The 15312-nt window shown below is 34.4% G+C and carries 13 protein-coding genes; 4 read left to right on the top strand and 9 right to left on the bottom strand.

The features are described 5' to 3' along the window. The 4 genes from ACFX5D_RS14950 to ACFX5D_RS14935 all read left to right on the top strand — a co-directional run. The coding region (locus ACFX5D_RS14950) for an HYR-like domain-containing protein (protein ID WP_379859009.1) at positions 1–5504 on the top strand (5504 nt) is incomplete at its 5' end. A gap of 162 nt (positions 5505–5666) precedes the next feature. Further along, positions 5667–6575 carry a PorP/SprF family type IX secretion system membrane protein gene (locus tag ACFX5D_RS14945; RefSeq protein ID WP_379859008.1) on the top strand — a complete coding sequence of 303 codons (909 nt, stop codon included), beginning with the start codon at positions 5667–5669 and terminating at the stop codon, positions 6573–6575. A gap of 13 nt (positions 6576–6588) precedes the next feature. After that, entirely contained in the window at positions 6589–7014 is a 426-nt protein-coding gene (locus ACFX5D_RS14940; RefSeq protein ID WP_379859007.1) for a tetratricopeptide repeat protein, read from the top strand. 5 nt (positions 7015–7019) lie between these two features. Continuing rightward, on the top strand, positions 7020–8963 hold the full coding sequence (locus ACFX5D_RS14935; protein ID WP_379859006.1) for an OmpA family protein: 1944 nt from the start codon (positions 7020–7022) through the stop codon (positions 8961–8963). A gap of 62 nt (positions 8964–9025) precedes the next feature. On the opposite strand, the gene ACFX5D_RS14930 is transcribed toward ACFX5D_RS14935, so the two are convergent. From ACFX5D_RS14930 to ACFX5D_RS14890, 9 genes are all read right to left on the bottom strand, one after another. Continuing rightward, on the bottom strand, positions 9026–9526 hold the full coding sequence (locus ACFX5D_RS14930) for a CAP domain-containing protein (protein WP_379859005.1): 501 nt from the start codon (positions 9524–9526) through the stop codon (positions 9026–9028). Between the two features lie 407 nt (positions 9527–9933). Further along, positions 9934–10437: a CAP domain-containing protein gene (locus ACFX5D_RS14925; protein WP_379859004.1), complete on the bottom strand. Its 504-nt coding sequence runs from the start codon at positions 10435–10437 to the stop codon at positions 9934–9936. A gap of 166 nt (positions 10438–10603) precedes the next feature. Next, positions 10604–11248 (bottom strand): pyridoxamine 5'-phosphate oxidase, encoded by a 645-nt coding sequence (gene pdxH / locus ACFX5D_RS14920; RefSeq protein ID WP_379859003.1) that lies wholly within the window; start codon positions 11246–11248, stop codon positions 10604–10606. A 57-nt stretch (positions 11249–11305) separates the two neighbouring features. After that, entirely contained in the window at positions 11306–12211 is a 906-nt protein-coding gene (locus ACFX5D_RS14915; protein WP_379859002.1) for a ribonuclease Z, read from the bottom strand. Between the two features lie 74 nt (positions 12212–12285). After that, positions 12286–12618 carry a ribonuclease Z gene (locus tag ACFX5D_RS14910; protein WP_073205867.1) on the bottom strand — a complete coding sequence of 111 codons (333 nt, stop codon included), beginning with the start codon at positions 12616–12618 and terminating at the stop codon, positions 12286–12288. A gap of 73 nt (positions 12619–12691) precedes the next feature. Then, positions 12692–13618 (bottom strand): aspartate carbamoyltransferase catalytic subunit, encoded by a 927-nt coding sequence (locus ACFX5D_RS14905; RefSeq protein ID WP_379859001.1) that lies wholly within the window; start codon positions 13616–13618, stop codon positions 12692–12694. Positions 13619–13672: 54 nt separating this feature from the next. Continuing rightward, positions 13673–14212: a bifunctional pyr operon transcriptional regulator/uracil phosphoribosyltransferase PyrR gene (gene pyrR, locus ACFX5D_RS14900; RefSeq protein WP_379852039.1), complete on the bottom strand. Its 540-nt coding sequence runs from the start codon at positions 14210–14212 to the stop codon at positions 13673–13675. 82 nt (positions 14213–14294) lie between these two features. After that, positions 14295–14600, bottom strand: coding sequence for a DUF418 domain-containing protein (locus ACFX5D_RS14895; protein WP_379859010.1), 306 nt, complete (start codon positions 14598–14600; stop codon positions 14295–14297). Between the two features lie 274 nt (positions 14601–14874). Then, positions 14875–15039 carry a hypothetical protein gene (locus ACFX5D_RS14890; RefSeq protein ID WP_379859000.1) on the bottom strand — a complete coding sequence of 55 codons (165 nt, stop codon included), beginning with the start codon at positions 15037–15039 and terminating at the stop codon, positions 14875–14877. Positions 15040–15312: the final 273 nt, after the last annotated feature.

Raw genomic sequence — 15312 nt, 5'->3', positions numbered from 1 at the left:
TCGCTACGGACAATTGTATAGGAACAGTGACCATCACTCATGCTGATGTTGTAACTCCGGGATCATGTGCGAACCGCTACTCCATTGCTCGTACCTATACCGCTACAGATGCATGTGGTAATGCTTCAAGTGTAACCCAAACTATAACAGTAAATGATCAGACAGCCCCAGTAATCACTAGCGTCCCTGCAAACACTTCTGTAAGTTGTGCCTCTGCCGTTCCGGGATTCAATGATAATGCAGTAATCGCTACGGACAATTGTATAGGAACAGTGACCATCACTCATGCTGATGTTGTAACTCCGGGATCATGTGCGAACCGCTACTCCATTGCTCGTACCTATACCGCTACAGATGCATGTGGTAATGCTTCAAGTGTAACCCAAACTATAACAGTAAATGATCAGACAGCCCCAGTAATCACTAGCATCCCTGCAAACACTTCTGTAAGCTGTGCCTCTGCCGTTCCGGGATTCAATGATAATGCAGTAGTCGCGACAGACAATTGTATTGGAACAGTGACCATCACTCATGCCGATGTTGTCACTCCGGGATCATGTGCGAACCGCTACTCCATTGCTCGTACCTATACCGCTACCGATGTATGTGGTAATGCATCTAGTGCAACCCATACCATAATAGTAAATGATCAGACTCCTCCTGTATTTACAAAAATACCTAAAGATTTAACTGTTGAATGTAATGCATTAATTCAAGTAGAAGCAATAGCAAATATAACCGCAACCGATAACTGTGATACAACACCAATAATTACTTATCTTGGAGAAGTAAAAACAAATGGAGGTTGCCCTAATAACTATATATTAACAAGAACCTGGAAAGCGGAAGATATTTGCGGCAACAGCAGTACAAAATCACAAACCATCACCGTGAGTGATACCACCCCTCCAAAGTTATTTGATCGTCCAAAAGATATAACACTTGAAAGCGATAAAAATTGTTTTGCAGATATCAGTATTACATCAACTGGTACAGTTACAAATATTATTGATAATTGTGATGCTAACGCATATGCGAATTCTACGGATGGTGATTGTTTTGGAGAATCTAACAGTACATCAATTAACGCAGGAGTTGGTAATTATTTTAATTTTACTGTTTCGGGATTCGATGGTGTTTTAGCAAGTGCTATTGAAAAAGTAGCTTTAGCTTTTGAAACAAACCAAGGAAAAGGAAGGGCTGAATTTACTTTAGTCTCTCCTAATGGTCAAGCAATCATTTTAGTTGGACCATATTGTACAGGTGGAGCGTGTGATGATGCAACTTCTAATACTAAAGAATTATATTTACCCGTATTTTATCCAAATAGCTCCAATTATCCTCAATGGAATAATAACAATTATATTCAAGATGCTGTTAGTCAAAACTTTACTCCAAACGGAGGACTTACTTCTCCAAATACAATTTCCGGTGTAACATCATACGCCTCTAGTTTTGAAAATTTTACTGGTCCTATGAATGGTAACTGGTTTATTTATTCTAGAAAACAAGCCAGTGTAAATGGCAGTATAGATTTTAAGAGTGTTTGTTTGACTCCTACTCTTTTATGTAAAAACGAGAAACTGGTTATCAGACATTGGACTGTTAGTGATCATTGCAACAACGATGTAACATTTGATCAAGTTATCCGTGTCATCGATAAAATGGTCCCTACTTTTACAAAACCAGTAGACAAAACCATTTATACTTCTGGTACCTGTACATACAATACAAATGTTGAATTTACAGGTGACGTATTAGATGAAGCAGATAATTGCTCAACCGGAATTCAAGCGACTTACACTGATAGTGAACCTGTAGCAATTGTTAGTTGCCAGGGTGGATTCACAATAGCCAGAACTTGGAGCTTGAGCGATAACTGTGGAAACAAAGCAGGGGACCAAATTCAAACCATTACGATACGTGATAACACAGCCCCTACTTTTACAAAACCAGCAGACAAAACCATTTATACGACCTCAACCTGTACTTACAATACAAATGTTGAATTTACTGGTGACGTATTAGACGAAGTAGACAATTGCTCAACCGGAATTCAAGCGACTTACACTGATAGTGAACCTGTAGCAATTGTTGGTTGCCAAGGTGGATTAACCATCGTTAGAACTTGGAGCTTGAGCGATAACTGTGGTAACAAAGCAGCTGACCAAATTCAAACCATTACGATACGTGATAACACTGCCCCTACTTTTACAAAACCAGCAGACAAAACCATTTATACTACCTCAACCTGTAGTTATGATACAAACATTGAATTTACTGGAGACGTATTAGACGAAGTAGACAATTGCTCAACTGGAATTCAAGCAACTTATACTGATGGTCAACCAGTAGCAATTGTTAGTTGCCAGGGTGGATTCACAATAGCCAGAACTTGGAGCTTAACCGACAACTGTGGAATCAAAGCAGCTGACCAAATTCAAACCATTACGATACGTGATAACACTGCACCAACTTTTGCGGCTCCAGCTGATAAAACCATTTATGCGAGTTCAACTTGTACCTATGATACAAATATCGAATTTACTGGTGACGTATTAAATGAAACAGACAATTGCTCTACTGTAATTCAAGCAACTTATGCTGATGCTGACCCAGTAGCAATCGCTGGTTGCCAGGGAAGTTTCACAATAGCTAGAACTTGGAGCTTGACTGACAACTGTGGAAACAGCGCAGCTAACCAAATTCAAACTATAACAGTACTTGATAACACTCCGCCAACTATTACAGTTAAAGCTTCAAATATAATAGTTGAATGTGATGGTCAAGGGAATCAAAATTCAATTGGTGATTGGTTAGCTAATAACGGTGGCGCTGTTGCTTCTGATGCTTGTTCTAACCTAACATGGTCTAATAATTTTAATAAACTTTCGAACGATTGTTCCGCTGCTGTCACTGTGATTTTTACTGCGAAAGATTCTTGTGGTAATAGTGCTTCATCTTCAGCTACATTTAGTGTACAAGACAGTACTAAACCAATAGCTCCAGAAGCTCCTGCTTCTGTAACGGTTTCTTGCAGTACCAATGTACCTGTAATGTCTAGTCTATCAGCGATCGACAATTGTAGTGGTCAAATTGTTACTGAAGGAATAGATACAATCAAACAAGGTAATTGTGCCAACTCTTATGTTATTACTAGAAAATGGACCTTTACTGATGCTTGTAGCAATTCGTCTTCTTCGGTGCAAACTATCACCGTTCAAGATATAAATGCCCCAGTAATTGCTGAACTGCCAGGAGCTACAACAATCTCTTGTCCTGCAACGCCTGAGTTTACTCAAGCAACTGCAACTGACGAATGTGGTTCTGATTTCGAATTGAGTCATATCGATACGACTCTCAATGGTGCTTGTGCCGGATCCTATTCTATTACGAGAACCTGGACCGCTAAAGATGTATGTGGAAATGAATCCACCGCTTCTCAAATCATAAATGTTCAAGATGTTACTGCTCCAGTAATTGTTAATTTACCGTCTGCTACAACAATTTCTTGTCCTGCAACGCCTGAGTTCACTCAAGCAGCAGCAACTGACGAATGTGGTTCTGCTTTTGAATTGAGTCATATCGATACGACTGTCAATGGTGCTTGTGCCGGATCTTATTCTGTTACCAGAACCTGGACCGCTAAAGATGTATGTGGAAATGAATCCACCGCTTCTCAAACCATCAATGTTCAAGATTTTACTGCTCCTATAATTGTTAATTTACCGTCTGCTACAACAATTTCTTGTCCTGCAACACCTGAATTTGCTCAAGCAACAGCAACTGACGAATGTGGTTCTGCTTTTGAATTGACTCATATCGATACGACTGTCAATGGTGCGTGTGCTGGATCCTATTCTGTCACCAGAACCTGGACCGCTAAAGATGTATGTGGAAATGAATCCACCGCTTCTCAAACCATCAATGTTCAAGATGTTACTGCTCCAGTAATTGTTAATTTACCGTCAGCTACAACAATTTCTTGTCCTGCAACGCCTGAGTTCACTCAAGCAACAGCAACTGACGAATGTGGTTCTGCTTTCGAATTGACTCATACCGATACGACTGTCAATGGTGCGTGTGCGGGTTCTTATTCTGTCACCAGAACCTGGACCGCTAAAGATGCTTGTGGAAATTCATCGACCGCAACCCAGACGATAAACGTTCAAGATACCACGGCTCCGGTTATCGCTACATTGCCTGCAACTACAATTATCTCATGTCCTGCAACATCTGAGTTTACTAAAGCAACTGCAACTGACGCTTGTGGATCTACTTTCACTTTGACTTCGGCTGATGTGACAACGAATGGTGCGTGTGCCGGTTCCTATTCTGTCACCAGAACCTGGACCGCTACAGATGCTTGTGGAAATTCATCTACCGCAACTCAGACTATAAACGTTGAGGATACCACGGCTCCGGTTATCGCTACATTGCCGGTAACTGCAACTATCTCTTGTTCTGCAACGCCTGAGTTTACTAAAGCAACTGCAACTGACGCTTGTGGTTCTGCTTTCACTTTAACTCCAGTTGATGTGACAACCAATGGTGCGTGTGCGGGTTCTTATTCTGTAACTAGAACTTGGACCGCTACAGATGTTTGTGGAAATTCATCTTCTGCATCTCAAACAATCAATGTTCAGGATACAACTGGTCCTACAACGACAACCGCATATAGCGCAACTGTAAATGTAAGTTGTGATGCTATTCCCGTAAAACCTGAACTCGTTTTTGTAGATAATTGTTCTACAGCTACTTTAGTAAAATATACTGTAGATAAAATTAATGAGGTAGCAGACTCCTATTCACTTGTGAGCACATGGATTGCAACCGATAATTGTGGAAACGAATCTACATTTAAACAAATTATTAATGTAGCTGTTACAAATAGTCTGGTGACAATACCAAGCACAGCTTGTAATAATGGAGAAGTTACGACGGTCAATCTATCTACTTTATTACCTGTTGGAACTCCTACTACCGGAACTTGGACAGCAGTAAATAATGCTGCAGTCTTACAAGGAGATGTACTTACTGTTTTTGGCCTTCCTATTACAACTCCAGAAAATCCTCCTTATGTTTTTGAATATAAAATTGCTGATGCCGATTGTCCTAGAACTATTCGAATAAATATGACCATTGATGATTCTTGTGCAGGTATAGTGTTACCATGTGGTGTAGTATTGGTTCATAACGCCTTCTCTCCAAACGGAGATGGAATTAATGAAAATTTTATAATCGATAATATTGATGATATTAACTGCTACCCAACTAATACGGTTGAAATTTATAACCGTTGGGGTGTGTTGGTTTTTGATACTACTGGTTATAATAATACATCAAGGGTTTTCAACGGTATTTCTCAAGGGAGATCAACAATCAGCCAGTCTTCTGGATTACCAAGCGGAGTTTACTTTTACATTTTGAATTACAGTTCAATAGATGGTATTGGTAACATTCAGACCAATAAAAAAGACGGGTATTTATACCTTACGAAATAATTAAATTTAAACGCCTGAGGACTTAAGGGTCCTCAAGCTATTATTAAAATAGAATCCAATGCTCCTATCTTCAAATGATAAACACTAAGACTGTTATCAATTTGATCTGTTGAACTCTTTATTTATTCGTTCGATAGTTAATTAAAATAATAAATATCTACTATGAAAACAAAACTATTTTCTTTCGTTTTGATGTTTACAGCCATGTTAAGTTTTGCTCAACAAGATGCTCAATTTACACAATACATGTACAACACAATCAATATTAATCCCGCTTATGCAGGATCAAGAGGAGTGCTGAGTATTTTTGCATTGCATCGCACCCAATGGGTAGGACTGGACGGCGCACCAGTTACCAATACGGTATCTGTGAATACGCCACTAAACGCAAATAATTTGGGACTGGGAGTCTCTCTCGTTAACGATAAAATAGGACCCACTCATGAGAATACACTCTCCGCTGACTTGTCCTATACCGTCCCAACTTCCGAAACATTTAAACTTTCATTCGGTATCAAAGCTACTGCTAATCTTTTTGATTTAGATGTATCCAGATTGAATCCAGCTGATGATGATCCTAGCTTACATGATTATAGTAATAAATTCACCCCTAATATAGGTGCTGGTGTTTATTTACATTCGGACAAGGCTTATGTTGGTTTTTCGGTACCTAACTTTATCGAATCTAAAAGATATGATGATAATGAAGTAGCAATTTTCAAAGAAAAAATTAATTACTACTTAATTGCTGGTTATGTATTCGATTTAAAGAATGACATTAAATTCAAACCTGCAGTACTAACCAAAATAGTGGCGGGAGCCCCTCTTCAAGTCGATGTCTCGGCTAACTTTATGTTTATGAATAAATTCGTGGTTGGCGCAGCATATAGATGGAGCGCAGCATTAAGTGTAATGGTAGGGTTTCAAGTTTCAGAAGGCTTATATATAGGATATGGTTATGATCATGAAACGACCAATTTGAATCATTATAATTCCGGCTCGCATGAAATATTTTTGCGTTATGAATTATTTAACAATAGTAACAAAATTATTACACCACGATTTTTCTAAAAAATAAATTATTATGAAAAATAATATAATTCTTTACATAGCCATAACACTAAGTTTTATATCATTTAAAATTTACTCGCAAAACGAAAATTTTTATGTGACCAATAAAATAAATGACCAGTATGCCTATATCGATGTCATAAAAACATACGAAAGAGTGGCGGAAAAAGGATATAAATCAGTGGATTTGTTTCAAAAACTAGGAAATTCCTATTACTCCTATGCTGAAATGGAAAAAGCTGCAAAATGGTATACTGAACTATTTGCACTGACGAGTGATCTAGATCCAAAATATTATAATCAATATGCACAATCATTAAAATTTACAGGTGAAATTGGCAAAGCCAATGAAGTGTTGGAAAAGTTAAAGCAAAAATTAGAAGCAGTTGCTTCTAAAAAAAATATAAAATCAGTACTCCCAGATTCTCCTAAAAAATAATTATTATGAAAAATAGTATACTTCTTTACATAACAATAATAAGTGTTTTTTCATTTAACATTTACTCCCAAAAAGCTAGGGTAACTGCAGCCGATAAAAAATACGACAGCTACGCCTACGTTGATGCTATAAAAACCTATGAAAGGGTGGCGGAAAAAGGATATAAATCCGTTGATATGTTTAAAAAATTAGGCAATGCCTACTACTTCAATGGTGAACTTGACAAAGCTGCTAAGTGGTACGTTGAATTATTTGCCATGGCGGCCGACACTGATTTGGAAGCGGAATATTACTATCGATATGCACAATCTTTACGTTCTATTGGCGTAAACGATAAGGCAGATGAAATGCTACAAAAATTCATTCAAAAATCAGGAAACGATAGCAGAGGAAAGCTTTTTAAAGAAAATCCTAATTATTTAGAAGCAATCAAAGCTAATTCAGGAAGATACCAAGTAGAAGATGCGGGCATCAATTCTAAATACTCTGATTATGGAACTGCGATCTATTCAAACAAGATTGTTTTTGCTTCAGCTAGAGATACAGGTAGTTTAGCACATCGAACTAATTCGTGGACTGGCCAACCGTTTACAAATTTATATGTTGCTGATTTGGGTGAAACCATGATGCCGGGAGCACCGAAGAAATTCGATAAAAACATAAACTCAAAATTTCATGAAGCCTCACCAGTCTTTACTGCTGATGGAAAAACAATGTATTTTACCCGCAACAATTATCTTGCAGGCAAAAAAGGCAAAGATGGAAATAACATTACTTTAATAAAAATATATAAAGCGAGTTTGGTGAATGATAAATGGTCTAACGTAACTGAATTGCCTTTTGACAGTAATAATTACAGTACAGCCCACCCCGCTTTAAGTCCCGATGGAAAAACGTTATATTTTGCTTCCGATATGCCCGGAACATTAGGCCAGTCTGATTTATTTAAGGTGACAATTAATGAAGATAGCAGTTTTGGAACTCCTCTGAATCTAGGAAATACAATCAATACCGAAGGAAGAGAAACCTTTCCGTTTGTAAATGATGAAAATGAGATTTACTTTGCCTCAGACGGACATCCGGGCCTCGGAGGATTAGATATTTTTATGTCTAAAATAAATGAAGATGGAACATTCAATCCTGTCCAAAATGTAGGTGCCGATGTAAATTCTCCTAAAGATGATTTTGCTTATTTGATTGATACAAAATCAAGAAAAGGTTTTTTTAGTTCCAATAGAGATGGTGGGCAGGGTTATGACGATATTTATAAATTCATGGAAACTAAAAGACTGATTTGTGAACAACTGTTGTATGGGGAAATAACCGATCTTACGACAAAAGAATTGCTACCTGACGCAAAAATCAGTCTGTATGATAGTCAATTTAATCTTCTTAACACCACTGTTTCAGATGAGAAAAGCAACTATACTTTTAAAGTAGAATGCGGAAAAAAATATAATATAAGAGCTGAAAAACCAGAATACACCACAAAGGAAGAGAAAATTACTATTGCTGAAACAAATGGAAAAACATATTTACCAATAACACTGGAAAAAGCAAAATGTAAAGTAACTATAGGTGATGATTTAGGTAAGTGCTTCGGAATAAAAATGATTTACTTTGATTTTGATAAATCTAACATTAGACAAGAAGCAGCTTTAGATTTAGAGAAAATATTAGATGTTTTAAATCAAAATCCAACTATGAAATTAGATATACGTTCACATACAGATAGTCGTGGAAAATTCAAATACAATGAGGCTTTATCGCAAAGAAGGGTCACATCTACTATAGGATGGTTGATTAAAAATGGGGTTGATTCCAATAGATTAAGCGGAAGAGGATATGGAGAAAATCAACTAGTTAACAATTGTTCTGATGGGGTAAAATGTACTGAAGACGAACATCAGTTGAACAGACGAAGCGAGTTTATAATTACTGCTTTGTAAAAATTAAAAAGAGGCTGCGACTTGGGGAAGACAGCCTCTAATTCCAAAATAAAAAACTCAACTTATATTTTTGCAAAAATGTTAGTGTAATATTTTCTACCATTCGTGGGATTCTCTCTAATTGATATACCAAAATGAGTAAAATTACCCTCAATATTCTCTTTATGTCCTGGACTTGCTAACCATGCATTTACCGCGGCTTGAGGGGTACTATAGTTATATGCTATATTCTCACTAACAGTTTTAGCTCCTAAAACTTTCATTATATTTTCAGAGCGAGCAACAAAATCATTATGGTTCACTACATTGTTAGCAATCATGTAATTGTCATGCTCTTCTGACTTGTACGACATGTGATTAATCTTTTCTAACGGATTTAAACCAATACTAACTCTGTAAGTATTTATTAATTCCATTGTTTGTAGCTCTGTTGTATTGTATGTGTATTCTGCTACTTTTAATGATGAAACATCTGGCGATGATGAAGCATTATCTGAAGAACAGGAATTCAAAGTGCATACCATTGAAACAATCAATAATGTACGAAGTAGATTTCTTTTCATAAAAATAGTAGTTTAAGTTTAAAGTAGATTGTGGGGCAAACTTCTTTAATATATTAACAAACATTTTGTTTTAATAATATTTAAAATTACATTTTTTATCGGTAAAACACCAAATAAATCGACAAACTACATCATAAAAATAAATAAATATATATATTTCCTACATTAAAAAAATATTAACCAGTTTACTAATGGTAATCTTGACACGACAGAAGTGAAAATTAGATAAAATTATATATAATATTTCTTACAAATTTATTAAAACATAAGGTGCTAAACATTATATATGTATACTCCAATATTAACCTACAATAAAGCTTTAGCTAGATAAATAATTACAGAATAGTAATTATAAAAAAGACCTTCTTTTGGGGAAAAGACGGCCTCTAATTTTTTAAAAAAACAACTTATATTTTCACAAAAATATTCGTATAATATTTTGCTCCGTTAACAGGATTTATTCTAATTGCAATACCAAAGTGATTAAAGTCCCCTTCAATATTTGCTTTATGACCTGGACTAGCCAACCACGCATCAAAAGCGGCTTGTGCTGTACTATAATTATAAGCTATATTCTCCCCAACCGTTTTAGCGCCTAAAACACTCATAATATCCTGAGAACGAGCTACGAAATCATCATGATTCACGACATTGTTGGTAATCATATAATTATCATGCTCTTCTGACTTTATGGAGATATAATTAATTTTTTGAAGCGAGTTTAAACCAATACTAACTCTATAATTATTTATTAAATCCATTGTTTGAATCTCCATACTATTATAAGAATAATTAGTTACAATTGGAGTAGAAACACTTGAGGTTGTTGCTGCAGAAGCATCTGAAGAACAAGAATACATCGTATTCAACCCTAAAAAAAGTAATAATGTACGAAGAAAATTTAATTTCATAAAACCTAGTAGTTTAATTTTAAAGTAGATTTTTGGGACAAAATTCTTCAAAAATTTAAAATATTATTCTTTAATAATACTCAAAACTACTTATTTTACCGCTTAAAAGCCAAATAAAATCGACAAACTACTCAAATCAAATAATTTACAATATGTTTTTCTTACACTAAGGAGATAAACGTTCAATTTTCCAGTCAAAATCTTCTTGACTTGTATATCGAATCCTATCATGCAATCTATTAGGTCGTCCCTGCCAAAATTCAACTTCTACAGGAGTTACCAAAAATCCTCCCCAATGCTCTGGTCTTGGAATCACAATTCCCTCATAATCATTCTCTAACTGTTTTAAGTTTTCTTCCAAAAAAGCACGTGAAGGAACAACTTCGCTTTGATTTGAAACTATAGCCCCTAATTTACTTCCGTCGGGTCTGGATTCGAAATAATTGTTTGAAGTAATTTCTGAAGTTTTACTTGCAATTCCTTTTATAATAACTTGACGTTCCATAGAATGCCAAAAAAAGGAAAGACATATCTTTGGATTTTGAGCAATTGCCTTCCCCTTTTCTGAATTATAATTAGTGTAGAATATAAATCCTTCTTCTGTGAATTTTTTTAACAGTACAACTCTTGATCTTGGAAATCCATCTAAACCAATTGTAGCAACAGTCATAGCATTGACTTCTTCATTTCCTCCAAAATCTTCTACCTCATGAAACCATCTATTAAAAAGATTAATGGGATCTTCAGGAATATTAGATTCTAATAACTCGCTCTTTTCATACGATTTTCGGTAATGACTTAAATCTTCCATATTTTATATTTTTTGGTATTCTAGACTATTCGATTTTTATAAATTTAGGTTTTAAATTTAAAACTCAAAACTTTTTCCATCATCAGCTAACAGCACTTCGGGAAAAATAGTTTCGGCCTCTTCTTTAAAAAAAGTTATATTTTCATATCGTGTAGAATAATGTCCTAGAATTAATTGTTTTGCATTAGATTTTAAGGCAATCATTGCCGCTTCTTTTGCCGTAGAATGAAGTGTTTTTTTAGCTAAATTCTCTTCCGATTGTAAAAACGTAGATTCATGATATAAAACATCTATATTTTCAATAATAGGAATTATAGATTCATCGTAGGCTGTATCAGAACAAAAAGCATAATTCTTTGCCGGAACTGGATCAAAAGTTAATTTTTCGTTTTCAATTACTCTTCCGTCCTCAAGGGTAATATCTTTTCCGTTTTTTATTTTTTGATAATAACAAGTATCAATTTCGTAATTTTGAACGGCATCTAAATTAAGTTTCCTCACCCCTATTTTTTCTTGGAACAAAAAACCATTGGTGTAAATACGATGTTTTAATGGTATAGTTTTCACCAAAACCTTTTCATCTTCAAAGATCACTTCACCTTCTGCAGATTCTAATTCATGAAAAAACAAGCCGTAATTAGTCCAGGAATTGGATAATCGCAATTGTAACTTGATGATTTCTTTAATTCCTTTTGGACCATAAATATGCAAATCGGTTGTTCTATTCAATAATGTGAAAGTAGACACTAATCCTACAAGTCCAAAAAAATGATCTCCATGCAAATGCGAAATAAAAATATGATTAATCTTCGAAAACCGGATTTTGTTTTTGCGCAATTGCACTTGAGTACCTTCTCCACAATCAATTAAAAACAGTCTGTTTTTAATTTCTAAAATCTGAGATGTAGGATTGGTAAAAGTTCTGGGTGTAGCTGCATAGCAACCAAGTATTGTTAGTTTCAATTTCTTGTTTATTCGGTTATTGCGTATTGGGGTATATCAATTGAACGGTTAAATAAATAATGGAATCCATTAATTTAAAAACCTAAATCTCTTTCTATTTCTTCCATTTCAATAATATCATGTGCTTCTAATAAAGAAGGTACAACGGTCAATTTGCTTGGAACTGCATTATAGTCAAAATCTGAGGTAACTATAACAAATGATTTTTTAGCTTTTTTATGCTGTTTGGATAATGGCATAAATGATTTGATATCATCAGTAGAAAAGCCTTTATAAAGCAAAAGATCAATAATCAGATTATGCTTTTCAAATGTTTTATATTGATGTGTAACTTTCATCAAAAAAGAGGTAAAATCACCTTGTGTGTCTCTAATGGTTATCGTGTGGGCTTTTTGATCTACTTTCATTTTTTTATTAATTTCAGAGAATGCAAAATCGCAAATTTTATGAATAGCTAAGTTACTAAGTTTTCAATTGAAATTACTGAATTTTTGAAGCTAAAAGATAAATAACTGCCATCCTTATTGCTACACCATTTTCTACCTGGTTTAATATCACAGATTGATGAGAATCAGCCACTTCACTTGTAATTTCGACTCCACGATTAATGGGCCCTGGGTGCATGATTACGATTTCTTTATTGAGCGAATCCAATAATGTTTTATCAACACCATACTGTTGAGCATATTCTCTTGTTGAGGGAAAATAATTCACATCCATTCGTTCATTTTGAACACGTAACATATTAGCAACGTCACACCATTCAAGCGCTTTTCTTAAGTTAGGCTCAACAGTTACACCTAGAGACTCAATATGTCGTGGTATAAGCGTTTTAGGTCCGCAAACTTTCACTTCTGCACCCTGCATTTGCAAAGCATATATATTTGATAATGCTACTCTTGAATGCAAAACATCACCCACAATAACTACTTTTTTGCCAGCAACTTCGCCTAGTTTTTCTCTAATTGAATAACTATCCAATAAAGCTTGTGTTGGGTGTTCATGTGCTCCGTCACCTGCGTTTACGATACTTGCTTTTACGTTTCTGGATAAGAAATAAGCTGCTCCAGGATTGGCATGTCGCATCACCACCATATCCACTTTCATAGAAAGTATATTATTTACTGTATCGATGAGTGTTTCTCCTTTTTTCACTGAAGATTGTGCTGCTGAAAAGCTAATAACATCGGCTGATAATCGTTTTTGTGCTAATTCAAAAGAAAGTTTTGTTCGTGTACTGTTTTCGAAGAAAATGTTAGCAATTGTAATATCTCGTAAGGAAGGCACTTTCTTTATTGGTCTGTTTATGACTTCTTTAAAATGATCGGCAGTTTCAAAAATTAAGTCAATATCATTCTTGTTGATGTATTTTATTCCTAATAAATGATTTACGCTTAATTCTTTCATTTCTTTTTACGATTATTAATTTTTTTAATAGTTAGATTTTAAATATAATGTTGTCTAACTTGTAATTAAATACACGCCATCTTCACCATCATTTTCTTTCCAACTCACTTTTACTTTTTCGTTATTTATGGCATCTACCTGTCTTCCTCTATAATCCGGTTGTATGGGTAAATTTCTACTGAAACGTCTGTCAATCAAAACTAGAAGTTCAATTTCAGAAGGTCTTCCAAATGATTGAATAGCAGTCAAGGCAGAGCGTATGCTTCTCCCAGTAAATAAAACATCATCAATAAAAATAACTTTCTTATTTTCGACAATAAAATTAATCTTGGTTTTATTTGCTTCCAATGGTTTATCGGTTCTGCGAAAATCATCTCTAAAAAAGGTAATATCCAAGTAACCCAATTGAATTTCAGGAGTTTGGTATTCTTTTTCTAATATTTCTTTTATACGTTCTGCTAAAAAAACGCCTCTTGGTTGAATCCCCACCAAAATGGTATCTGAAAAATCTAAGTGTTTTTCAATTAACTGACAGGCCAAACGATGTAATATGATAGTAACTTCTTTTGCAGTAAGTAATACTTTTTGACTCATGTTAAAGTGTGTTGTTTGGTTGCGCAAATATACGAATTCCCTTTTATGATTTTATAATTATAAAGCGAGAAAATAGATGTACTTATTTTTTACCGAATGAAATCCATGTTGCTTTGTGCCAAATATATTCTAAAGGTCCCTGCTTATGGGTTTTAAGCCACCAAGTACAGAAAGATAATTGGCTAATAAACAATAGTATTCCTATCAACAGGCAGTAAGTTGCTCCAGTATACTCAAAAAGGCCAAGGCCATATCTATAATAAATAAAGGTCCCAATCATGGATTGCATAATATAATTTGTCAAACTCATTTTCCCGAAAGGAACTAACTTAGATAAAATCTTATTTATCGGTTCCTTTTGATAAAGTAAAACAAAATTTTCCGGTATATAGTAATATTCAAATGCTTTACATTACTTAGCAGCATAGTTGACATAATGGCAAAACCGCGCAAAGCATCAACCACTTCTATTCTTGGAGATTTTAAATTATAGTAATGTGGATTTAATGATAATAAGATTAGAGTATAATAGTAAAACTCAAAAATATATTTTGTGGTTTTTTGGCTAAACTATTCAATTAATTATACAAAACTCATGAAAATTATAAACCCCTTTATATCTATTCTTTTTGTAATTTTATAGTATAATCCAAAAATGAAATTTAAAAAATAGAAATTATGAAAAGAAAATTAATTGGACTATTGATGCTTTTTATAGTATTAATAGTATTTACGGGTTGTTCCGTAATCGAAGGTATATTCAAAGCCGGTGTTGGTGTTGGTGTTTTTATAGTTGTTATAGTTGTTGCAATAATAATTTTTATCATTAGTAAAATCTCTGGAAAGAGGTAGATAAATTTGACTTCAGATACATTATTTTTTAATTGATTAAATAGGTAAAACTAGAGATTTCATAAAATAAAAAGCTTTCCAAAAGTAATTTTTGGAAAGCTTTTTATTTTTAATATATTGATTTTTTATTATGTTTAAAGGTATTTTTTAGTCTTATTTAAATTAAATTTAAAAAAGAGAACAGACTACTTATACCGTTTGTGTTTTGAATTTACTGTAAAAGGATTTCAAAAATTATAATTATCTCG

This window comes from Flavobacterium fructosi, from assembly GCF_042787335.1.
In the GTDB taxonomy this organism is placed as follows: domain Bacteria; phylum Bacteroidota; class Bacteroidia; order Flavobacteriales; family Flavobacteriaceae; genus Flavobacterium; species Flavobacterium fructosi.
The sequence above is the reverse complement of the archived record's forward strand: the minus strand, read 5'-3'. Positions and strand labels throughout refer to the sequence as shown.